This window comes from Stenotrophomonas sp. ZAC14D2_NAIMI4_6, from assembly GCF_003086875.1.
In the GTDB taxonomy this organism is placed as follows: Bacteria; Pseudomonadota; Gammaproteobacteria; order Xanthomonadales; family Xanthomonadaceae; genus Stenotrophomonas.
The window spans coordinates 1,740,559-1,761,257 of record NZ_CP025996.1 but is presented as its reverse complement, the minus strand read 5'-3'; the positions used below and the strand labels follow the sequence as shown (position 1 = coordinate 1,761,257).

Sequence of the window (20,699 nt, the reverse complement as noted above, 5' to 3'; positions counted from 1 at the left end):
CGCGTGTTTTCAGCAAAAAGCGATAGCCCCGGCATTCAGCGGCAGAGCCCCGCCCGCTAGGCGTGACAAGGGCTGGGCCCAGATCAGGGCTAAACCCGAGTCCCTATTCAGGTTTTTCCTACCCTACACTGGGCTGATGACTGAAGCTGAAACCCCCGCTGAACACGCCCGCCCACGCATCTGGGTCGATGCCGATGCCTGCCCGACGGTCATTCGCGACATCCTTTTCCGGGCCGCCGAACGGGTCGGCCTGGAGCTGACCCTGGTTGCCAACCAGTGGCTGCGCACCCCGCCCTCGCGCTGGATCCGCTCGCTGCAGGTGCCGCAGGGCCTGGACGTGGCCGACAGCGCCATCGTCGAACGGGTGGCCGCCGGTGACCTGGTGGTCACCCAGGACATCCCGCTGGCGGCGCTGGTACTGGATAAGAAGGCCGTGGCGCTGAACCCGCGCGGCCAGCTGTACACCGCCAACAACATGGCCGAGCGCCTGTCCATGCGCAATTTCATGGAGGAACTGCGCGGTGCGGGCGTGCAGACCGGTGGCCCACCGCCGCTGGGCGCGCGCGACCGCCAGCTGTTCGCCGCGGAACTGGATCGCTGGCTGGCCCGGATCAAGCCACGGTGATCAAGCCACGGTGACCCGGCCGCGCTGATCAGGCGCCCGGCACCGGGTCGGCCGGCCAGCGCAGCGAGCGCTCGCTGCGGAACACACGCGGCTCCCCGCTGAGTGGATCCTGGAAGGCCAGGGCCCGCGCCAGCAGTTGCAGCGGCGGCGCCTGCAGCGGATCGGCCGACGGCTGCAGCTGTGGATACAGGTCATCGCCCAGGATCGGCGCCCCCAGCGCGGCCATGTGCACGCGCAGCTGGTGCTTGCGCCCGGTCTGCGGGCGCAGCCGGTAGTGCCACACCGCGCCATCGTCGGCGATCACCTCCACCTGCGTGCGCGCATTCGCCTCGCCCGCCACTTCGGCCATGCGGAAGAAGGGCTCACCCGGCACGATCCGGCTCAACCGCTGCTGTGGGAACGGCAGGCCAGGCAGGGCCGGCGCCAGTGCTTCGTAGATCTTTTCGATGCGCCGTTCACGGAACAGGCGCTGGTAGGCGTCGCGTGAATCGGGCCGCTGCGAGAACAGCACCAGCCCGGCGGTCAGCCGATCCAGCCGATGCAGGGGCACCAGGTCGGGATTGCCGGTGCGTGCCACCAGGCGCGCCAACAGGGTCTCGCGCACATAGCCCCCGGCCGGGGTGACCGGCAGATAGTGCGGCTTGTCGGCCACCAGCAGGTGCGCGTCCTGGTACAGCACCGTCTCGCTGAACGGAATGACCGGCTCGTCGCTGACTTCGCGGAAGTAGACGATCTCCAGCCCGACCTGCCACGGCTGGTCGGCCGCCAGCGCCCTGCCCTGCGCATCCTGCACCCGCCCACGCGCGAAGCGGTCCAGCCACTGGCCTCGATCAATGCGCGGAAAGCGCGCGCACAGGCCGTCCAGCAGGGTCGGCCAGTCACCGGGGGGCAGCTGCAGGCGGCTGGGCAGGCTCATCGAACACACACGCAGGAAAGACCGGGCCAGAGTGCCACCGTTGACACCGCGCAGACACCCCTGCCACGGACACCCCGCCAGCAAACCTCTATCATGGGCGGTCTTTGCCCCCGGAACGCCCATGGCCCTCACCGCCACCATCCGCAAGGCCGAACTGCAGATCAGCGACATGGATCGCGGCTACTACGCGACCCACAACCTGACCCTTGCCCAGCACCCGTCCGAAACCGACGAGCGCCTGATGGTGCGCCTGCTGGCCTTCGCCCTGAACGCCGATGACCGCCTGGAGTTCGGCCGCGGCCTGAGCACCGACGACGAGCCGGACCTGTGGCAGCACGACTACACCGGCGACATCCTGCAGTGGATCGACCTGGGCCACCCCGACGAATCGCGCATCCGCAAGGCCAGCAACCGCAGCCGTTCGGTGCAGGTGATGAACTACGGCGGCAACGCGTCCGATATCTGGTGGAACAAGCAGGGCAAGGGCCTGGCCCGTTTCGACAACCTGTCGGTGGTCGACCTGGATGGCGCCTTCGTTGAACAGTGGGGCCAGCAGATCCAGCGCGCCATGCGTTTCAGCGTGCTCATCCAGGACGGCGAAGTGCAGATCCTCAACGACCAGATCCAGCTGGACGTGATTCCCAGCTGGCGCAAGCGCGCCAAGGCATGAGCATTACCCGCTGCGACGTGGTGGTCATCGGCGCCGGTGCCGCCGGGCTGATGACCGCGCTCACCGCCGGCCGCCGCGGGCGCCAGGTGCAGGTGCTGGACCACGCCAACAAGGTCGGCAAGAAGATCCTGATGTCCGGCGGCGGGCGCTGCAACTTCACCAACACCGGCACCACCCCGGCCAACTTCCTGTCGGCCAACCCGCATTTCTGCAAATCGGCGCTGGCCCGCTATTCGCCGTGGCACTTCATCGACATGGTGGAGAAGCACGGCATCGCCTATCACGAAAAGGAACTGGGCCAGCTGTTCTGCGATGTCTCATCGAAGCTGATCGTGAAGATGCTGGTGGAGGAATGCCAGGCCGCGGGCGCGCAGATCCGCACCCAGTGCAGCATCGAGCGCATCGAACACGCCAGCGATGGCTTCCGCGTGCACACCACGCAGGGGCTGTTCCATTGCGCGTCGCTGGTGGTGGCTACCGGCGGGCTGTCCATTCCCAGCCTGGGCGCCACCGGTTTCGGCTACGAACTGGCCCGCCAGTTCGGCCACAACGTGCTGCCCACCCGCGCCGGCCTGGTGCCGCTCACCCTCAGCGGCAAGCACCAGGAACGCCTGGCCGAGCTGAGCGGGGTGGCCCTGCCGGTGCAGGCGCACTGCAATGGCAAGAGCTTCCAGAACTTCATGCTGCTCACCCATCGTGGCGTCAGCGGGCCGGCCATCCTGCAGATCTCCTCGTTCTGGCAGCCCGGCGACACCCTGGAGATCGACCTGCTGCCCGGCCAGGACGCCGGCGAGTGGCTGCGGCAGATGAAGCGCGAGCGCCCTGCCGCCGAACTGCGCACGGTGCTGGGCGAGGTACTGCCCAAGCGGCTGGCGCAGCGCCTGTGCGAGCACTGGCTGCCGGACCGGCCGGTGCGCCAGCTCGACGAACCGGTGCTGCGCCAGGCCGCGCAGGTGCTGGGCGCGTTCCCGCTGGTGGCCAGCGGCACCGAAGGCTACCGCACCGCCGAAGTCACCCTGGGCGGGGTGGATACGGCCGAAGTGTCGTCTTCCACGTTCGAATCCAAGCGCGTGCCCGGCCTGCATTTCGTCGGCGAGGTGTTGGATGTGACCGGCTGGCTGGGCGGTTACAACTTCCAGTGGGCGTGGGCCAGCGGTCACGCCGCCGGCAGCGTGGTGTGAACCGCATCGCCGTTCGGTGCTCGGCCGGGGCCAGCGCATGGACGTGCCGCCGCGCATCGTGTATCTAGGTTCGCAGATTGGGGAGCAGTGCATGCAGAACGCGAACGACATCACCATCCGCCTGCTGATCGTGGACGACAGCGGCGAAAACGCAGAAGCCATCGTCAGCACCCTGCGCAACAGCGGCATTGCCGTTCGCCCGTGGCGCCCACAGGATTCGGCCGAACTGTCACAGGTGCTGGCCAGCCAGGCCATCGATCTGGTGCTGGCCTCGCCGTCGCAGGGCATCCCCCTGCCACTGGTGGCCCAGCACATTGCCGCCAGCGGCAAGGATATTCCGCTGGTGCTGCTGGCCGACCGCATCGACGAAGACGAACTGGTGCAGGCCAGCAGCAACGGCGTGCGGGCCCTGGCCCTGCGCCAGCGCAACGAGCACCTGCTGGCCGTGGTGCGTGACCAGTGGGTGGATCTGCAGGCACGCCGCGGCCTGCGCCGCATCGAAGCACAGATGCGCGAGACCGAACGCCGCTGCGACGCGCTCATCGCCTCGTCCCGCGACCCCATCGCCTACGTGCATGAAGGCATGCACATCCGCGCCAACGACGCCTACCTGGGCATGTTCGGCTACGACGAATTCGACGATATCGAAGGCATCTCGCTGCTGGACATGGTGGCCGCACAGCACGTGGATGGCTTCAAGCAGCTACTGAAATCACTCAGCCGCGGCGAAGCACCGCCCCCGCAGTACCAGCTGGATGCCCGCCACCAGGACGGCAGCGCATTCCCGGCCACCATGGAATTCACCGCCGCCACCTATGAAGGCGAGGCCTGCCTGCAGGTGGTGTTCCGCCGCCGCCTGGAACTGGACACCGAACTGGCGCGCGAAGTGGAAGACCTGCGCCAGCGCGACCAGGTCACCGGCCTGCTCAACCGCCCCACCTTCATGCTGCAGGTGGAAGATGCGGTGGCCCAGGCCGGCCGCAGCGAAGGCCAGTTCGGCCTGCTGCTGGTCGAGCCGGACCACTACGCCCGCCTGATCCCCGATATCGGCCTGGACTCGGCCGACACCCTGATCGGCGCCCTGGCCGGGCTGCTGGCCGAGGTGGTGGGTGACCAGGCGCAGCTGGCGCGCTTCGGCGAACACAGCTTTGCGGTGCTGCAGTCGGGCCCGTATGCGCAGACCGAAGCGCTGGCCGAACGCATCCGCGCCGCCTATGCCGCGCATGTGTTCAGCATTGGTGCGCGCTCGGCCACGGTCACGGTCAGCGTGGGTGGCGTGCAGGTGGGCGAAAAAATCGCCAGCATCGGCCAGGTGCTGGCCCGCGCCAGCGAATGCACACAGGCCGCCGCCGCGCTGGGCAATACCTGCCGCATCTTCGACCCGGCCGCTGCCGACCGTGTGGAGGAAGAACGCGTGCAGCGCTGGGTGGCGCGCATCCGCGAAGCCCTGGCCGGTGAAGGCTTCCAGCTGCACTACCAGCCAGTGCTGAATCTGCAGGGTGAATCGCTGGAACTGTACGAGGCCTACCTGCGCCTGGAACACAACGGCGAGCTGCTCAGCCCCACGGCCTTCCTCGGCATTGCCGAAGAACATGGCCTGCTGGCCGACATCAACCGCTGGGTGGTGTCGCGCGCGATCAGCGTGCTCGGCGCGCGCGCGCGCGAGGGCCATGCCACGCAGATGCTGGTGAAGGTGACGCCCGAATCCTTCGATGACCCGAAGATGATCGCCACCCTGCGCCGCGAACTGCAGGCCCACGGCGTGCCAGGCGAACGGCTGTGGCTGCACGCGCCCGAGGCCAAGGTGTTCACCCATCTGCGCGCCGCACAGCAGTTCCTGGCCGAAGTTGCCCCGCTGGGCTGCCGCATCGGCCTGGAGCAGTTCGGTTCGGGGCTGGATTCGTTCCAGCTGCTGGCGCACTTCCAGCCGCAGGTGCTGAAGCTGGACCGCAGCTTCACCAGCGACCTGGTGTCGACCCGCGAGAACATCGATCTGATCAGCCAGATCACCGCGCGTGCGCAGGAAGCCGGCATCCGCACCGTCGCCGAGTTCGTCAGCGACGCCAATTCCATGACCCTGTTGTTCAGTGCGGGCGTGGATTACGTGCAGGGTGATTTCGTCGGCCCTGCCCTGCCGGTCATGAACTTCGAGTTCGGCTGAGCGGCATGCGCCGGGCCGCAGATCGGCACCGGTAGCGCCGGGCCATGCCCGGCGAGCGCAGCGGCATTCAAGGCATCCGCCGGGCCATGCCCGGCGTTACCTCGGTTCTCAGGTCAGATCGACCAGGTTGGCGATCTTCACGTCCGGATTGACGTCGGCCTCGTAGTCCACGCCTTCCACGCCAAACCCGAACAGGCGCAGGAAATCGGCCTTGTAGCCGGCCAGATCACTGATCTCGTACAGGTTCTCGTTGGTCACCTGCGGCCACAGTTCCAGCACCTTGCCCTGCACTTCCGGCGCCATTTCCTTGTAGTCGGCACGCAGGCGGCCTTCCTCGTCCACCAGCGCAACCTTGCGCCCCTGGCCATCGACCAGATCGTGGCGCAGGCGGTCGACGGCCACGCCGTCAGCCTTGCCGCCGTACAGGATGTCGTACAGCACATCGAGCTGCTCGATGCAGCCTTCGTGCGTACCCTGCGCCTTCATCACCTTGAACAGCAGCGACAGGTACAGCGGCATGGTCGGAATGGCCGAGCTGGCCTGGGTCACCACGGCCTTGAGCACCGACACGCGGGCGTCGCCACCGATCCTGGCCAGCGTTTCGCGCAGGCCCAGCACCTTGTTGTCCAGGTCCTTCTTGGCGGCACCAATCGAGCCGTTCCAGTAGATGGCCTGGGTGATCTCCTCGCCCACGTAGGTGAAGGCGGTGGTGGTGCAGCCATCGGCCAGCACGCCGGCATCGGCCAGCGCGTCGATCCACATCTGCCAGTCTTCGCCGCCCATCACCGCAACGGTGCCGGCAATCTCTTCCGGGGTGGCCGGCTGCAGGGTGGTTTCGGTGATCACTTCCTTGTCGGTGTCCAGGCCACGCAGGGTGATCTGTTCGCCGATCGGCTTCAGCGTGGAGCTGATGATCTCACCGGTCTTGGGGTGCTTGCGGCGCGGCGCGGCCAGGCTGTAGACCACCTGGTCGACCTGGCCCAGGTCGGCCTTGATCATCTCGATGGTCTTGGCCTTCACTTCATCGGAGAAGGCATCGCCGTTGATGCTCTTGGCGTACAGGCCGGCTTCGTCGGCGTACTTGTGGAAGGCGGCCGAGTTGTACCAGCCGGCGGTGCCCGGCTTGGTTTCGCTGCCCGGGCGTTCGAAGAAGATACCCAGGGTGGCCGCGCCGCTGCCGAAGGCGGCGGTGATGCGTGCCGCCAGGCCATAGCCGGTCGATGCGCCGATGACCAGCACGCGCTTGGGGCCGTTCTGGATGGGCGGGCGGGCGCGGATGTAGTCGATCTGCTGCTTGACCGCGGCCTCGCAGCCGGTCGGATGGGTGGTGACGCAGATGAAGCCGCGGACGCGCGGTTTGATGACCATGGATACCTCGGGTTGGCAGATGCGGCGCACGCGGGCGCACGCGAACCGCAGGATCGTAGTGCGCGGGGGACGATTGCACAACCGACGCAGGCGTAGGGTGGGGTTTCTCTTTTGCAGGGCTTGCAGCCCTGCACCTGCCGTGGATCAACATCAACGTCAAAAGCGGGCGATCCGTGGGTTGGCGGGGTGGGTCCGGTTGCGGGGGACGCCGCAAGTACGTCCATGTAGGCTTGGCCGCGGCATCCATGCCGCGGACACCCCCGCAACCGGACCCACCCCGACTTCGACAGTTGGCCGCGACCTGTCGGAACGGCGTTCTGGCTTGGTCGAGACAGGGGTCGGATCCCGTTGCTCCGCAACGGGCTCTGACCCCAGGCGGATCTCGATATCTGACAGATGTGTCGACCGAGGTCGACACCTACCAACAACCTGTCGGAGCAGCGCTCTGCTCTGGTAGGTGTCGACCTTGGTCGACACAGTAGAGCCACGCCATGCGTGGATGATTCGTTCGATATCTGAACGATGTGTCGACCAAGGTCGACACCTACCAACAGCCGCGCGGAACAACAGGCGCCGTTACCAACAGCCGCGTGAACCTGTCAGAGGCGGGGCGGTGTGGGTGGGCAGGACCACAGGCGCCATGGATGGCGCCTACGAGCCTACAGGGACGTACTTGCGGCGTGTCCTGCCCACCCACCCCACACCGCCCCGCCATTCCACGGACACCGAGCTTTTGACGTTGCTTCAGTCGAGCATGGCTCGACTCTACAGAGGTGCAGGGCTGCAAGCCCTGCCCACAAAAAACCCCGCTTGCGCGGGGTTCTCTGTGTGCTGCGTGCCGTAAGGATTACGGGCGACGCTCCAGGGCTTCGATGTCCTTGGCCTTGGGCAGCAGGTCCTGCTTGCTTACGCGCAGGAAACCGATCGTCAGCATCGGCACGGCCACCAGGATCGAGGACAGCACCACGATCACCGCACCGATCATGTGCGTCTCGGCCAGGCCTTCCATCGAGCTGCCGCCATACAGGTACAGCGCCAGCGCCGACAGGAAGAACATCACCGCGGTGATCACCGTACGCGACAGCGTCTGGTTGATCGAACGGTTCAGCACTTCCATCGGCTCCACGCGCAGGCTGCGGAAGTTCTCTCGCACGCGGTCGAAGACCACGATGATGTCGTTGATCGCAAAACCCATCACCGACAGCAGGCCGGCCAGCACCGTCAGGTCGAATTCGCGACCCAGCAGCGACACGTAGGCCACGGTGACCAGCAGGTCGAACAGCGCCACGATGCTGGCGGTGACGGCGAACTTCCACTCGAAGCGCACGGCGATGTAGATCAGGAAGCCGGCCAGCATGAAGATGGTGGCGTACAGGCCATTCATCGCCAGGTCCTTGCCGATCTGCGGACCGACAAATTCATTGCGCAGCACGGTGGCCTGGTTGTCGGCCGAAGAGACCGCCTTGACCACGGCGGCCGCGGTGGCCTTGTCTTCAGCCGACGCGCCACCGGTACCCGGGGCGTGCTCGCCGTGCGGCGCAAGGCGGATCAGAAGGTCGGTGTTGCCACCCACGCTCTGCACCTGCGCGCCGTCGAAGCCGTTCTGCTCCAGCTTGGTACGGACGTCCTCGACGTCCACCGCTTTGTCGAAGCGGGCTTCGATCAGGGTGCCGCCGGTGAAGTCCAGTGCGTAGTTGAAGCCCTTCACACCGATGATGGCGATCGAGGCAATGAACACGGCGATCGTGACGACCATGGCGACATGGCGCCACCGCATGAAGTCGATCTTGGTGTCGTTCGGGAGGATGTGCAGCGGAAACAGTTTCATTGTGCGTGTCGTCCCGTCAGATGGCCACGTTCTGGAGCTTCTTGCGACCGCCGTAGATCAGCGTCGCCAGCGCGCGCGACACGGTGATCGCGGTGAACATGGAGGCGAAAATACCGATGATCATGGTCAGCGCGAAGCCCTTCAGCGGGCCGGTGCCGAAGGCGAACAGGGCCACGCCCACGATCAGGCCGGTCAGGTTGGCGTCCAGGATGGTGCCCGAGGCGCGGTCGTAACCGGTCACGATGGCGGTCTTGCCCGGCACACCGGCACGCAGTTCCTCGCGGATGCGCTCGTTGATCAGCACGTTGGCGTCCACCGACAGGCCCACCGACAGCGCCAGACCGGCGAAGCCCGGCAGGGTCATGGTGGCACCGAACAGCGACATCACCGCCACCACGATCAGCAGGTTGAACAGCATCGCGATGGAGGTGATCAGGCCGAACACGCGGTAGTAGATGCTGAAGAACACCAGGGTGAACAGGAAGGCGTAGACCACCGCGGTGATACCGTTCTTCACGTTCTCGGCGCCCAGGCTGGGGCCGACCACGCGCTCTTCCACGAAGTCCATCGGCGCAGCCAGCGAGCCCGACTTCAGCAGCTTGGCCAGGTCTTCGGCTTCCTTCTTCTGCAGACCTGTGGTCTGGAAGTTCTTGCCGAACACACCGTTGATGTTGGCCACCGAGATCACTTCCTCGTTGACCTTGAAGCCACGCACTTCCTGGCCATCAACCACGGTCACCGTCGGCACGCGCTCGGTGTAGACCACGGCCATCGGCTTGTTCACGTTGGCGCTGGTGAAGTCGAACATGCGCTGGCCGCCGACATTGTTCAGCGTCACGCTGACCGCCGGCGAACCACTGGTCGAATCGGTCACCGCCTGCGCGGCCACCATCTGGTCGCCGGTGACGATCACGCGCTTGTTCAGCAGGATCGGGCCACGGCCATCACGCTGCTGGTAGACCTTGGCTTCCGGCGGAATGCGGCCCGAAGCGATGGCGTCCTGCGCGTTGCCTTCCACCACCGCACGGTATTCCAGGGTGGCGGTGGCACCGATCATGCGCTTGGCTTCGGCGGTGTCCTGCACGCCGGGCAGCTGCACGACCACGCGGTCAGCACCCTGGCGCTGGATGATCGGCTCGGCCACGCCCAGCTGGTTCACGCGGTTGCGCAGGGTGTTGATGTTCTGCTCGATCGCGCCGTTGGCGATCTGCGCGATCTCCGCGTCCGGCACGGTCACGGTGATGCGGTTGCCAGAAACGTCATAACCCAGGGTCGGCTGCGCGGTGCCCAGCGCCACGCGGGCACGGCTGGCCGCATCGGCGCCAGCCGACGGGCTCAGGTTGGCCACGATGGTGTTGTCAGCGCGGCGTTCCACCGACTGGTAGGCGATGCGCGCATCACGCAGGGTGCTGCGCACGTCTTCGGTGTAGGCATCCAGGCGCTTTTCCAGCGCGGCCTTCTGGTCGACCTGCAGCACGAAGTGCACGCCGCCCTGCAGGTCCAGGCCCAGCACCATCGGGCGACCGCCCAGGTTGGCCAGCCAGTCCGGCACGGTGGAGGCCAGGTTCAGGGCCACGGTGTAGTTCTCGCCCACGCTGTCGCGCAGCGCATCGCTGGCGGCCGACTGCGTCTTCAGGTCCGGCAGGCGGACGATCAGGCTTTCCCCTTCCTTCTCCGCGCCGATCGTGTTGATGCCGGCCTTCTTCAGGTCGGCCAGCACACGGTCGCGCAGCGCATCGTCAACCTGCCCGCCACGGTTGGCGGTGATCTGGATGGCCGGGTCCTTCTGGTAGATGTTGGGCAGCGCGTACAGGGTGCTGAGCGCCAGTACGATCAGGATGACGACGTACTTCCAGCGTGGAAATTCGAGCATTGCTTGGGTCCCGCGCGGCGCCATCCCCGGCGCCGCGGTTGTGCATCGGAAAGGGAGTGGCTTACTTGGCCGAGTTCAGGGTACCGGCCGGCAGCACGTTGCCGACAGCGCCCTTCTGCACGCGGATGCGCACGTTGTCAGCCACTTCGATGGTGATGAAGTTGTCGCCGATGTCGGTGACCACGCCGGCGATGCCGCCGTTGGTCAGCACTTCGTCGCCACGCTTGATCTTTTCCAGCATGGCCTTGTGCTCCTTCTGCCGCTTCATCTGCGGGCGGATCATCAGGAAGTACATGATGGCGATCAGGATGATCGGGAACAGCAGCGTGGTCAGGCCCATGCCCTGCGGTTGGCCGCCGGCGGCCTGGGCGTGGGCGGCGGGAATCAGGAAGGCAAGCAGGTTCATCGTTGGTCCTTTGGTTGGGCGGCGCTCCCGTCCGTTCACGGGCGGGGGTGTCGACCGCGGATCTGGGTCAGCCTTGAAGTATGCCACGGCCCCGGACGTTCGTCCTTGGGCCGTTCGGCAGGGGTACCACGGGGTTACAGCGGGGGCGCCACCGCCCCACGGGCCGCATAGAAGGACTCGCGGAAGGCCTGGAAGGTTCCCGCCTCGATGGCCGCGCGGATGTCGGCCATCAGTTTTTCGTAGTAGAACAGGTTGTGCAGGGTGCCCAGCATGGGCGCCAGCATCTCGTTGCAGCGGTCCAGGTGGCGCAGGTACGAGCGGGTGTAGCCGCCGGTGCAGGCCACGCAGCCGCAGCCCGGCTCGATCGGGTCCATGTCGCGGGCGTACTGCGAATTGCGGATGCGTACGGTGCCGAACGAGGTGAAATAGTGGCCGTTGCGGGCGTTGCGGGTCGGCATCACGCAGTCGAACATGTCCACGCCGCGGACCACGCCTTCCACCAGGTCTTCCGGCCGGCCCACGCCCATCAGGTAGCGCGGGCGGTCGCTGGGCAGCTCCGGGTCCAGGTGGTCCAGCATGGCATTGCGTTCGTGTTCCGGCTCGCCCACGGCCAGGCCGCCAATGGCGTAGCCGTCGAAGCCGATGGCCTGCAGGGCGTCGGCCGAGCGGCTGCGCAGGTCGGTATGCACCCCACCCTGCACGATGCCGAACAGTGCCGCGTCGTTGCCCAGCTCGTCGTGGGCGTTGCGGCTGCGCTGGGCCCAGCGCAGGCTCAGCTCCATCGAACGGCGCGCCACCTCTTCGGTGGCCGGGTACGGGGTGCACTCGTCGAAGATCATCACCACGTCCGAATCGAGCACCTTCTGGATCTTCATGCTCTCTTCCGGGCCCAGGAACACGCGGGCACCGTCGGTGGGCGAGGCGAAGGTCACGCCCTGCTCGGTGATCTTGCGGCGGTGGGCCAGCGAGAACACCTGGAAGCCACCCGAATCGGTCAGGATCGGGCCGTCCCAGCGGCAGAAGCCGTGCAGGCCGCCGTGGTCGGCGATGATGTCCAGGCCCGGGCGCAGGTACAGGTGGAAGGTGTTGCCGAGGATGATCTCGGCGCCCAGCGCACGCACCTGATCCGGCAGGATGCCCTTGACCGAGCCATAGGTACCCACCGGCATGAACGCCGGGGTTTCCACCGTGCCACGCGGGAAGGTCAGGCGGCCACGGCGGGCACGGCCGTCACGGGTCTGGAGCTGGAACTGCAGTCGGGACATGGAGCGGTCATTCAGGCAAATAGTTGCCTATTGTCTCCCATCCGGGCGTGCGCACCAAGGTGCGCACCTACCGCGGGTGGTTCGGGGCGTGCGCACCAAGGTGCGCACCTACCTTGGGTGGTTCGGGGCGTGCGCACCAACGGTGCGCACCCACCACGGATGGATCGTCAGCCCGCCTGCGGGAACAGCAGCATCGCGTCGCCGTAGCTGAAGAAGCGGTAGCGCTGCTCGATCGCGTGCTGGTAGGCCTCGAACACCCGCTCACGGCCGGCGAAGGCCGAAATCATCATCAGCAGCGTGCTTTCGGGCAGGTGGAAGTTGGTCACCATCGCATCGACGCTGCGGATGCGGTAACCCGGGGTGATGAAGATCTGGGTCTCGCCGGCGAACGGCAGCAGCTCGCCGTCACGCATCGCACTTTCCAGCGCGCGCACCACGGTGGTGCCCACGCCGATCAGCCGGCCACCGGCCTCGCGCGTGCGCCGCACCTGCTGCACCAGTTCGGCGCCCACGTTCAGCCACTCGCGGTGCATCACGTGGTCCTTCAGGTCATCCACCCGCACCGGCTGGAAGGTACCGGCGCCCACATGCAGGGTCACGTGGCCGAACGCCACGCCCTTGTCCTTCAGTGCGCCCAGCAGGGCCTCATCGAAATGCAGGCCGGCGGTCGGTGCGGCCACGGCGCCCACTTCGCGGGCGAACACAGTCTGGTAGCGCTCGCGGTCATCCTGGCCCGGTTCGCGCTGGATGTACGGCGGCAGCGGCAGCCGGCCGGCATGCAGCAGCCACTGCTCCAGCGATTCGGGCACATGGAACTGCAGCAGGTAGAACTCGCCATCGCGGCCCAGCACTTCGGCCTCGCCGCCGGCGTCCAGGGCAATGCGGCTGCCGGCCTTGGGCGACTTGCTGGCGCCCACCTGGGCCCGCACCTGCTGGCCGCCCAGCAGGCGCTCGATCAGGATCTCCACCCGCCCGCCGCTGGCCTTCTGCCCGAACAGGCGCGCCGGAATCACCCGGGTATCGTTGAACACCAGCAGATCGCCCGGCTGCAGCAGCGACGGCAGGTCGCGCACCTGCACATCGGTGAAGGCGGCGGGCGCCGGCGGCACCACCATCAGGCGGCTGGCCGAACGCTCGGCCAACGGCGCCTGGGCAATCAGTTCGGCCGGCAGGTCGTAATGGAAATCGGACTTCTTCAAGGCGGTGGCGGCATCAGGTCGACAATGGCGCGCATTGTACGTCCAGCATCGGCCAGGCAGCGCGCATCGTGGCGAACGTCGGGCATTATGCTGCTATGCAGCAGGTTTCTGCGGGGTTATCGCGCAAAAAAACAAGTGCTAGCATCGGGAAGGAAGTCCGCTGCACGAGCCTGCCCCAAAGCGCGCGTGATGACGCGCGTTCTGCATTTTCAGGCCCGTGTGAACCATCGTTTCAGGAGATCTGCAATGAGCTTCATCGAACGTCTTGCCCCCCTGCGCACCCAGCCCGGCACCCGCCTGACCACCGGCCTGGACGATGCCACCCTGACCGCCCTGGCCGACCGCCACCCGCAGCTGGTTGCCGCGGTGGACGCCGCCGCAGCGGAATTCGCGCGCGTGCAGGGCGAACTGGGGCCGCTGCTGGCACAGGACGAGCAGGCCCAGATCGAGGCCATGCAGGACGGCTTCGTGAACTTCTATGCAGACGATGCGGTGACCCCGTACGTGGCGCTGGCCGCACGCGGCCCGTGGGTGGTCACCCTGAAGGGCGCGGTGCTGTACGACGCTGGCGGCTACGGCATGCTCGGCTTCGGCCACACCCCCGATGCCGTGCTGGAAGCGATGGCGCGGCCGCAGGTGATGGCCAACATCATGACCCCCAGCCTGTCGCAGCAGCGCTTCATTACCGCCCTGCGCGCCGAAGTCGGTCACCGCCGTGGCGGCTGCCCCTATGCCCGTTTCATGTGCCTGAATTCCGGCTCGGAAGCGGTCGGCCTGGCCGCGCGCATCGCCGATGTGAACGCCAAGCTGCAGACCGACCCGGGTGCGCGCCACGCCGGTGCCGCGATCAAGCGGGTGGTCGTCAAGGGCAGCTTCCACGGGCGCACCGACCGCCCGGCGCTGTATTCCGATTCCAGCCGCAAGACCTACCTGCAGCACCTGGCCAGCTACCGCGGCGAGGATTCGGTGATCACCGTAGCGCCCTATGACGAGGCCGCCCTGCGCCAGGTCTTCGACGATGCCGCGCGCAACCAGTGGTTCATCGAAGCGGTGTTCCTGGAGCCGGTGATGGGTGAAGGCGACCCGGGCCGCTCGGTGCCGCCGGCCTTCTATGCCCTGGCCCGCGAACTGACCCGTGCCCACGGCAGCCTGCTGCTGCTCGATTCGATCCAGGCCGGCCTGCGCGCCCATGGCGTGCTGTCGGTGGTCGATTACCCCGGCTTCGAAGGCCTGGACCCGCCGGACATGGAAACCTATTCCAAGGCACTGAACGCGGCCCAGTACCCGCTGTCGGTGCTGGCAGTGACCGAACACGCCGCCCAGCTGTACCGCAAGGGCATCTACGGCAACACCATGACCAGCAACCCGCGGGCGCTGGACGTGGCCTGCGCCACCCTGGCCCAGCTGACCCCGCAGGTGCGCGCCAACATCGCCGAACGCGGCGCCGAAGCGGTGCGCAAGCTGGAGCAGCTGAAGAACGAGCTGGGCGGGCTGATCACCAAGGTGCAGGGCACCGGCCTGCTGTTCTCGTGCGAGCTGGCCCCGCAGTTCAAGTGCTATGGCGCCCAGTCCACCGAGGAATGGCTGCGCCAGCACGGCATCAACGTGATCCACGGCGGCGAGAACTCGCTGCGCTTCACCCCGCACTTCGGCATGGACAGCGACGAGCTGGACCTGCTGGTGGGCATGGTCGGCCGCGCCCTGCGTGAAGGCCCGCGCCGCCAGCAGGCCGCCGCCGCCTGATCTGTAGAGTCGAGCCATGCTCGACTGCGCCGTTGCCGCCAGCCTTGGTAGAGTCGAGCTTGCTCGACTGGCTTTTGCCGATATCCGGACGAAACGCAGTCGAGCAAGCTCGACTCTACGAAGCACGACGGACAGCGCGCAGTCGGGCACAACCCCGCCCGAGGCCTCATAATCACGACACACCCCGCCCGCAACCGCTGAACCGGTTGCCGGCGGGGCGTTTTCGTTTCCGCATCAAGAGACAGGCACACCATGAAGTCGATCTGCGTCTACTGTGGCTCCAACGCCGGCAGCAAGCCGGCCTATACCGAACGCGCCATTGCGCTGGGCGACCGCATCGCCCGTGACGGCATGCGCCTGGTGTATGGCGGCGGCAACGTCGGCCTGATGGGCACCGTGGCCAATGCAGTGCTGGCCGCCGGCGGCGAAGTGACCGGCGTGATTCCGCGCCAGCTGGCCGACTGGGAAGTGGCCCACCGTGGCCTGACCGAACTGGAAATCGTCGGCTCCATGCACGAGCGCAAGTCGCGCATGTTCGATCTGTCCGACGGCTTCGTCGCCCTGCCCGGCGGCTTCGGCACCATGGAAGAAATCTTCGAAATGCTGACCTGGCGCCAGCTGGGCATCGGCAACAAGCCCTGCGCCTTCCTGGACGTGGACGGCTTTTACGCGCCGCTGATCGGCATGATCGATCGCATGGTCGAAGAGCGCTTCCTGCACCCGGAACAGCGCCAGGACCTGTGGTACGGCTCGGACATCGAGGAAATGCTGGTCTGGATGAAGAACTACCAACCGGCCCAGGCCTCGAAGTGGATCGACGAAAAGCGCCGCGCCGCGCTGCGTTGATGCACCCGCGCGCGGCGGCTCAGGCCACCGCGCGCGTCCACGGCGCCGGGCGCCCCAGCAGGTAGCCCTGGCCGTAGTCGCAGCCCAGCTCCAGCAGGCTCTGCCGCTGCGGCTCGGTCTCAATGCCTTCGCCGATGGTTTCAATGCCCAGCGTGCGCGCCAGCGACAGCACGCCTTCCACCAGCGCGCGCGTGCTCTGCGCTTCCGGCCCGTGCAGGCCGGCAATGAAGCTCTGGTCGATTTTCAGCGTGCTGATCGGGAACCGGTGCAGGTAGGACAGCGCCGAGAAGCCGGTACCGAAATCGTCCAGCTGCACCTGGATGCCGCGCTCGCGCAGGCCCTTCAGCGTGCGCAGCGTATGCGGGCCATCGTCCAGCAACGCCACTTCGGTGATCTCCAGGCGCAGGCGCCGCGGATCGGCATCGCAGGCTTCCAGCAGGCCGAACAGGCGCGCACTGAAATCGGCCGAGCGGAAATGCCGCGGTGACACGTTCACCGACACATAGCCGCGGCCGCCATCGGCCAGGCCGGCGATCACCTGTTCGTAGATCAGCCAGTCAACCTGTTCGATCAGGCCGCTTTCTTCGCCCAGCTCCAGGAATGCACCGGGCAGCAGCAGGCCACGGCGCTCGTGCTGCCAGCGCAGCAACGCCTCATGGCCGACCACTTCGCCATCGGCCAGGCGCACGATGGGCTGGTAGAACGGCACGAAATCGCGGTTGTTGATCGCCCGCCGCAGGTCCGCTTCCAGGTCCAGGCTGCGCATGGCCTGCTCGCGCATGTCCTCGTCGAAGATCGCACAGCGGTCGTGGCCCTGCGCCTTGGCGCGGTACATGGCCGCATCGGCGTCGCGCAGCAGCTCTTCACCGGTGCGGTAGTGGCTGTTCCACAGCGCAATGCCCAGGCTGCCGGACGGGAACAGCTCGCGCCCGGCAATCCAGACCGATTCCTGCAGCGCCAGCAGCAGCCGCTGGCCGAACTCCAGGGCCTGCGAAAGGCCGCTGGGGCATTCCAGCAGCACGGCGAATTCGTCGCCGCCCAGCCGCGCCACCACATCGTTGTCACCGGCCATGGAGACGATGCGCTTGGCCACTTCCACCAGCATGCGGTCGCCCGCAGCGTGGCCGATGCTGTCGTTCACCAGCTTGAAGCGATCCAGGTCCAGGAACAGCACCGCGAACACCGGGCCACCCTCGCGCCGCGCACGCGCCAGCGCGTCCTGCAGGCGGTCCAGCAGGTGCAGGCGGTTGGGCAGGCCGGTCAGGGCATCGTGCATGGCCTGGTGGGTCAGCCGCTGCTCCGCGCGCAGGCGCTCGGCAATCTGGCCCAGCAGTTTGTCGTTCACCTCGGCCAGTTCGCGGGTGCGCTCTTCCACGCGCTTTTCCAGCTCGGCGTGGGCCAGCCGCAGGTTCTGCTGGTCGCGCTGACGGGCCAGCCCGGTGCCGATGTTCTGCGCCACGAAGGTCAGCAGGCGCTGGTCGTGCACGCTGAAGGAGATCTGCGCGCTGTAGCTCTGCACCACGATGGCGCCCACTACTTCGTCATCGCGCAGCAGCGGTACGCCCAGCCAGCACTGCGAACGCGCGCCGTGCTCGCGCACCTCGCCGGCGTCGAGCAGCGCATCGATCTGCGCGCGCGAGGCCAGCAGCGGGCAGCGGTGGCGCACCACGTACTCGGTCAGGCCGTGGCTGAAGGCGCGCGGTGCCCGGCTGGCGTTGTGCTCGTCCACCGAATAGACGAAATCCAGGCCATTGCCGCGGGCGTTGACCAGCGCGATGTAGAAATTGCGCGCATCCAGCAGGCGCCCCACCACCCCGTGCACCTGGCCGTAGAACTGGGCAAGGCTCTCGGCGGACATGGCCAGTTCGGCAATGTTGTACAGCGCGGTCTGCAGCTGCTCGGCGCGGCGGCGCTCGGCCACTTCATCCTGCAGGCTGCGGTTGGCCCGCTGCAGTTCCAGGGTGCGGCGCTCCACCTGCTGTTCCAGCCGCACCTGCGCCTGGCGCCGGTCCATCGCGGTCTGCACGTGCTGGGCGACGAAACCCAGCAGCGCGCGCTCGGCCTCGCCATAGCGCGCACCGGCTTCGTAGCTCTGCACCACGATGGCGCCGCAGACCCGGCCGTCGCGCAGCATCGGCACGCCCAGCCAGTCCTCGCTTTCCGGCCCGCGCTGCGGGTCGTATTCCAGCCCGCCCACCTGCGCCAACAGGACGCGCGAGGGGCCACTGAGCGGCCGCCCATGCTGCAGCAGCGCCACCGTCAGGCTGTGCGGCATGTCATCGGCGGCATAGCCGCGTGCCGGATCGGCTACGAAATCGTCCAGCTGGTCGGCGAAGTACAGGAAGCGGATCTGCCGGCGCACATCGTCGTATTCCACGATGTAGCAGTTCTCGGCATACATCAGCGATCCCAGCACGCCGTGTACGTGGCGCAGCATTTCGCCCATTTCCAGATCGGCACCGGCCAGGTCGGCAATCTGGAACAGCGCCTGCTGCAGGCGCTCGGCCTGTTCCAGCGCGCGGATCTGCCCGGCCTGGCGGCCGCGCTGCAGGGCCAGTTCCATCGACTGCCGCGCCATGTCCCACCACGCCGGTGCGGGATCGGCGCCCTGCACCTGCAAGCGCAACTGCGCGCCGTCGTGGTCCCACTGCTGGCAGCCGGCATCGACCGCGCAGGGCGACGACCACAGCACCGCCCCGGCCCCGCCACCGGCCGGCCAAGCATCCTGGCCGCGGCCCAGCTGCGGGTCGTCCCAGCCCACGCGCACGCTGGCTTCCGCTGGCAGCAGCGCATGCAGCGCGCGCACCAGCGCCGTGCTCAGCACGGCCTCGTGTGGTGATTGCGGCTGCACGCGTTCGGCTTGCATGGACAAAATCACGTTCTCTTGGCACTGCAACGCAGCGCCTCCCCTGAGTCACCGAGCATAGCGCGCCACCGGGGGGGAAATGGAAGCCCAACAACCCCGATTCGCATGGCGGGCCGTTATTGCGTGCACCTTCGAACGCAATGCGCCCTTTGAACGCTGCCCTGCCCCTGCCTGCCACCGGCTATGCGCCACCGCCCGCAGCGCTTACTCTGTGCAGCGTGGACGCCGCCGCCCTGCCAACCGACGAAGCCTTGATGCTGGCCTGGGCCGGTGGCGACCTGCATGCGTTCGAAAGCCTGTATGCGCGGCATCGCAAGCGCCTGTTCGGTTTCCTGCTGCGGCAACTGCGCGACAACGCGCTGGCCGAGGAGATCTTCCAGGACGTCTGGCAGCGGGTGATCAGCGCGCGCGCCGGCTGGCAGCCTGATGCCGCATTCAGCACGTGGCTGTTCCGCATCGCCCACAACCGGCTGAACGATCATTGGCGCGCGGCGCGACACCGGCCCGCCGCACCGGCCGATGCCGACCTGCGCCTGGCTGCACTGGAAGACGGGCACACGCCGGAAGCTGAACTGTCTGAATTCGAGCAGCGCCGGCGCATCCAGCGCGCGATGGAAGACCTGCCGCCGGAACAGCGCGAAGTGCTGCAACTGCGGCTGGAACAGGAACTGAGCCTGGAGGAGATCGGCCAGATCACCGGCGTTGGCCGGGAGACTGTGAAATCGCGGCTGCGCTATGCGATGGACAAGCTGCGTGCGGGACTGAACGCATGAACCGAGACGATCCACTGACCCCGGAAGAACGCGCACTGGCCGGCCTGCTGGGGCGCCGCAGCGAACAGGCGCCGCCGGCATCGCTGGACGCGACCATCCTGGCCGCCGCACGCGCCGCGGTGCAGGATACGGCGCCCCCTGCACAGGGCGCGGCCGCAACGCCGCGGCCGGTTGATCGGGCCCGGCGTACGCGCAAGGGTGGGCGCTGGCCGGCGGTGTTCGGCATCGCCGCCTCGACCGTGCTGGCCGTGGGCATCGCCTGGCAGATACGGCCGGAACCCCCTGCGCCACCGCCGATGGAAGCCACTGCGCCGGCCCAGGCCGAACATGCAGCCGCAGACGCCGCAGCAGCTGCGCCCGCAGCCGAGCCTGCGGTGGTCGGCCGCGCCGCCGAACCGGCGACCCTGCCGCCCCCGCCACCGGCCCAGGCCGCGCCTGCACCGCAGAGGGCGCAGCGCGCGCCCCCGCCGGCAGCACCCGAACCGCAACCGGCGGCCGCAGCGGTGGCCAAAAATGTTGTTGCGCCACCGGCACCGCCAGCACCTCCGGCACCGCCCGCGCCCGTCGCGTACGCCGCGCCCGCGCCTGCAACGGAAGCCGTCGCAGCGGACAGCGCCGACATGGCCACAGAAGCAGCACCGGCAGCCGCCGCACGCCAACAGCAGCGCGAAGCACCGGCCGCCTTCAAGGCCAGCCCGGCGCCGGCCAGTGCGCCCGCCGCCCGCGCGCCCGGGGTGATGCTGCGCCGCTCCAGCGATGCCGGGCTGAGCGCACAGGACGTACACGCCGAAGTACTGGCCGATGCGAAACTGCCGCGCCGGCAGTGGCTGCAGAAGATCCGCGAGCGCCGCGATGCCGGCCAGCGCGACCTGGCCCGCATCAGCCTGGAGCGCTACCTGCAGCAGTACCCGGAATCGCGCCTGCCCAAGGACCTGCGCCCGCTGCTGGACGACTGAGGCAAGCAGGCAGCAACGCCGTA

Annotated in this window: 16 protein-coding genes; 8 read left to right on the top strand and 8 right to left on the bottom strand. The window is 67.6% G+C overall.

All coding sequences use genetic code 11. The features are described from left to right. Positions 1 to 136: 136 nt before the first annotated feature. Positions 137 to 625 (top strand): YaiI/YqxD family protein, encoded by a 489-nt coding sequence (locus C1933_RS08145; RefSeq protein ID WP_108752841.1) that lies wholly within the window; start codon positions 137 to 139, stop codon positions 623 to 625. A gap of 28 nt (positions 626 to 653) precedes the next feature. Here the strand turns inward: C1933_RS08145 and C1933_RS08140 are convergent, their stop codons facing one another. Continuing rightward, a complete protein-coding gene (locus C1933_RS08140) occupies positions 654 to 1,541 on the bottom strand; it encodes a pseudouridine synthase (protein ID WP_108752840.1) in 888 nt (295 codons plus the stop codon). Between the two features lie 121 nt (positions 1,542 to 1,662). On the opposite strand from C1933_RS08140, the gene C1933_RS08135 reads away from it, so the two are divergent. From C1933_RS08135 to C1933_RS08125, 3 genes are all read left to right on the top strand, one after another. After that, on the top strand, positions 1,663 to 2,211 hold the full coding sequence (locus tag C1933_RS08135; protein ID WP_108752839.1) for a YaeQ family protein: 549 nt from the start codon (positions 1,663 to 1,665) through the stop codon (positions 2,209 to 2,211). Continuing rightward, positions 2,208 to 3,392, top strand: a complete 1,185-nt coding sequence (locus tag C1933_RS08130; RefSeq protein ID WP_108752838.1) for an NAD(P)/FAD-dependent oxidoreductase — start codon at positions 2,208 to 2,210, stop codon at positions 3,390 to 3,392. The genes C1933_RS08135 and C1933_RS08130 overlap by 4 nt, the downstream gene beginning before the upstream one ends. Before the next feature lie 91 nt (positions 3,393 to 3,483). Then, entirely contained in the window at positions 3,484 to 5,553 is a 2,070-nt protein-coding gene (locus C1933_RS08125; RefSeq protein ID WP_108754776.1) for an EAL domain-containing protein, read from the top strand. A 108-nt stretch (positions 5,554 to 5,661) separates the two neighbouring features. Here C1933_RS08125 and fabV read toward each other — a convergent pair whose 3' ends face one another. The 6 genes from fabV to queA all read right to left on the bottom strand — a co-directional run bounded on the left by fabV (position 5,662) and on the right by queA (position 13,492). Next, a complete protein-coding gene (fabV, locus tag C1933_RS08120) occupies positions 5,662 to 6,921 on the bottom strand; it encodes an enoyl-ACP reductase FabV (protein WP_108752837.1) in 1,260 nt (419 codons plus the stop codon). 847 nt (positions 6,922 to 7,768) lie between these two features. Continuing rightward, positions 7,769 to 8,749, bottom strand: coding sequence for a protein translocase subunit SecF (gene secF, locus C1933_RS08115; protein WP_108749354.1), 981 nt, complete (start codon positions 8,747 to 8,749; stop codon positions 7,769 to 7,771). Between the two features lie 16 nt (positions 8,750 to 8,765). Beyond that, positions 8,766 to 10,622 carry a protein translocase subunit SecD gene (gene secD / locus C1933_RS08110; protein ID WP_108752836.1) on the bottom strand — a complete coding sequence of 619 codons (1,857 nt, stop codon included), beginning with the start codon at positions 10,620 to 10,622 and terminating at the stop codon, positions 8,766 to 8,768. Between the two features lie 61 nt (positions 10,623 to 10,683). Next, entirely contained in the window at positions 10,684 to 11,028 is a 345-nt protein-coding gene (gene yajC / locus C1933_RS08105; protein WP_108749352.1) for a preprotein translocase subunit YajC, read from the bottom strand. Positions 11,029 to 11,162: 134 nt separating this feature from the next. Then, entirely contained in the window at positions 11,163 to 12,293 is a 1,131-nt protein-coding gene (gene tgt / locus C1933_RS08100; protein ID WP_108752835.1) for a tRNA guanosine(34) transglycosylase Tgt, read from the bottom strand. A 167-nt stretch (positions 12,294 to 12,460) separates the two neighbouring features. Next, positions 12,461 to 13,492, bottom strand: a complete 1,032-nt coding sequence (gene queA, locus C1933_RS08095; protein WP_108752834.1) for a tRNA preQ1(34) S-adenosylmethionine ribosyltransferase-isomerase QueA — start codon at positions 13,490 to 13,492, stop codon at positions 12,461 to 12,463. Between the two features lie 246 nt (positions 13,493 to 13,738). Here queA and C1933_RS08090 point away from each other — a divergent pair, with 246 nt between their 5' ends. Next, a complete protein-coding gene (locus C1933_RS08090; RefSeq protein WP_108752833.1) occupies positions 13,739 to 15,235 on the top strand; it encodes an aminotransferase class III-fold pyridoxal phosphate-dependent enzyme in 1,497 nt (498 codons plus the stop codon). A 252-nt stretch (positions 15,236 to 15,487) separates the two neighbouring features. Beyond that, complete coding sequence (locus tag C1933_RS08085; RefSeq protein ID WP_108749348.1) at positions 15,488 to 16,081, top strand: TIGR00730 family Rossman fold protein; 594 nt, start codon at positions 15,488 to 15,490, stop codon at positions 16,079 to 16,081. Between the two features lie 19 nt (positions 16,082 to 16,100). Here the strand turns inward: C1933_RS08085 and C1933_RS08080 are convergent, their stop codons facing one another. Continuing rightward, on the bottom strand, positions 16,101 to 18,947 hold the full coding sequence (locus C1933_RS08080) for an EAL domain-containing protein (protein ID WP_108752832.1): 2,847 nt from the start codon (positions 18,945 to 18,947) through the stop codon (positions 16,101 to 16,103). Between the two features lie 254 nt (positions 18,948 to 19,201). Here C1933_RS08080 and C1933_RS08075 point away from each other — a divergent pair, with 254 nt between their 5' ends. Both C1933_RS08075 and C1933_RS08070 read left to right on the top strand, forming a co-directional pair. Then, positions 19,202 to 19,720: an RNA polymerase sigma factor gene (locus C1933_RS08075; RefSeq protein WP_234412775.1), complete on the top strand. Its 519-nt coding sequence runs from the start codon at positions 19,202 to 19,204 to the stop codon at positions 19,718 to 19,720. Next, positions 19,717 to 20,676 (top strand): hypothetical protein, encoded by a 960-nt coding sequence (locus C1933_RS08070; RefSeq protein WP_108752830.1) that lies wholly within the window; start codon positions 19,717 to 19,719, stop codon positions 20,674 to 20,676. The genes C1933_RS08075 and C1933_RS08070 overlap by 4 nt, the downstream gene beginning before the upstream one ends. The last annotated feature ends 23 nt before the right edge of the window (positions 20,677 to 20,699 follow it).

Coding starts and splice junctions, on each gene's coding strand:
- C1933_RS08145 (WP_108752841.1), top strand. CDS start 137: ATGACTGAAGCTGAAACCCCCGCTGAACACGCCCGCCCACGCATCTGG.
- C1933_RS08140 (WP_108752840.1), bottom strand. CDS start 1,541: ATGAGCCTGCCCAGCCGCCTGCAGCTGCCCCCCGGTGACTGGCCGACC.
- C1933_RS08135 (WP_108752839.1), top strand. CDS start 1,663: ATGGCCCTCACCGCCACCATCCGCAAGGCCGAACTGCAGATCAGCGAC.
- C1933_RS08130 (WP_108752838.1), top strand. CDS start 2,208: ATGAGCATTACCCGCTGCGACGTGGTGGTCATCGGCGCCGGTGCCGCC.
- C1933_RS08125 (WP_108754776.1), top strand. CDS start 3,484: ATGCAGAACGCGAACGACATCACCATCCGCCTGCTGATCGTGGACGAC.
- fabV (WP_108752837.1), bottom strand. CDS start 6,921: ATGGTCATCAAACCGCGCGTCCGCGGCTTCATCTGCGTCACCACCCAT.
- secF (WP_108749354.1), bottom strand. CDS start 8,749: ATGAAACTGTTTCCGCTGCACATCCTCCCGAACGACACCAAGATCGAC.
- secD (WP_108752836.1), bottom strand. CDS start 10,622: ATGCTCGAATTTCCACGCTGGAAGTACGTCGTCATCCTGATCGTACTG.
- yajC (WP_108749352.1), bottom strand. CDS start 11,028: ATGAACCTGCTTGCCTTCCTGATTCCCGCCGCCCACGCCCAGGCCGCC.
- tgt (WP_108752835.1), bottom strand. CDS start 12,293: ATGTCCCGACTGCAGTTCCAGCTCCAGACCCGTGACGGCCGTGCCCGC.
- C1933_RS08090 (WP_108752833.1), top strand. CDS start 13,739: ATGAGCTTCATCGAACGTCTTGCCCCCCTGCGCACCCAGCCCGGCACC.
- C1933_RS08085 (WP_108749348.1), top strand. CDS start 15,488: ATGAAGTCGATCTGCGTCTACTGTGGCTCCAACGCCGGCAGCAAGCCG.
- C1933_RS08080 (WP_108752832.1), bottom strand. CDS start 18,947: ATGCAAGCCGAACGCGTGCAGCCGCAATCACCACACGAGGCCGTGCTG.
- C1933_RS08075 (WP_234412775.1), top strand. CDS start 19,202: ATGCTGGCCTGGGCCGGTGGCGACCTGCATGCGTTCGAAAGCCTGTAT.
- C1933_RS08070 (WP_108752830.1), top strand. CDS start 19,717: ATGAACCGAGACGATCCACTGACCCCGGAAGAACGCGCACTGGCCGGC.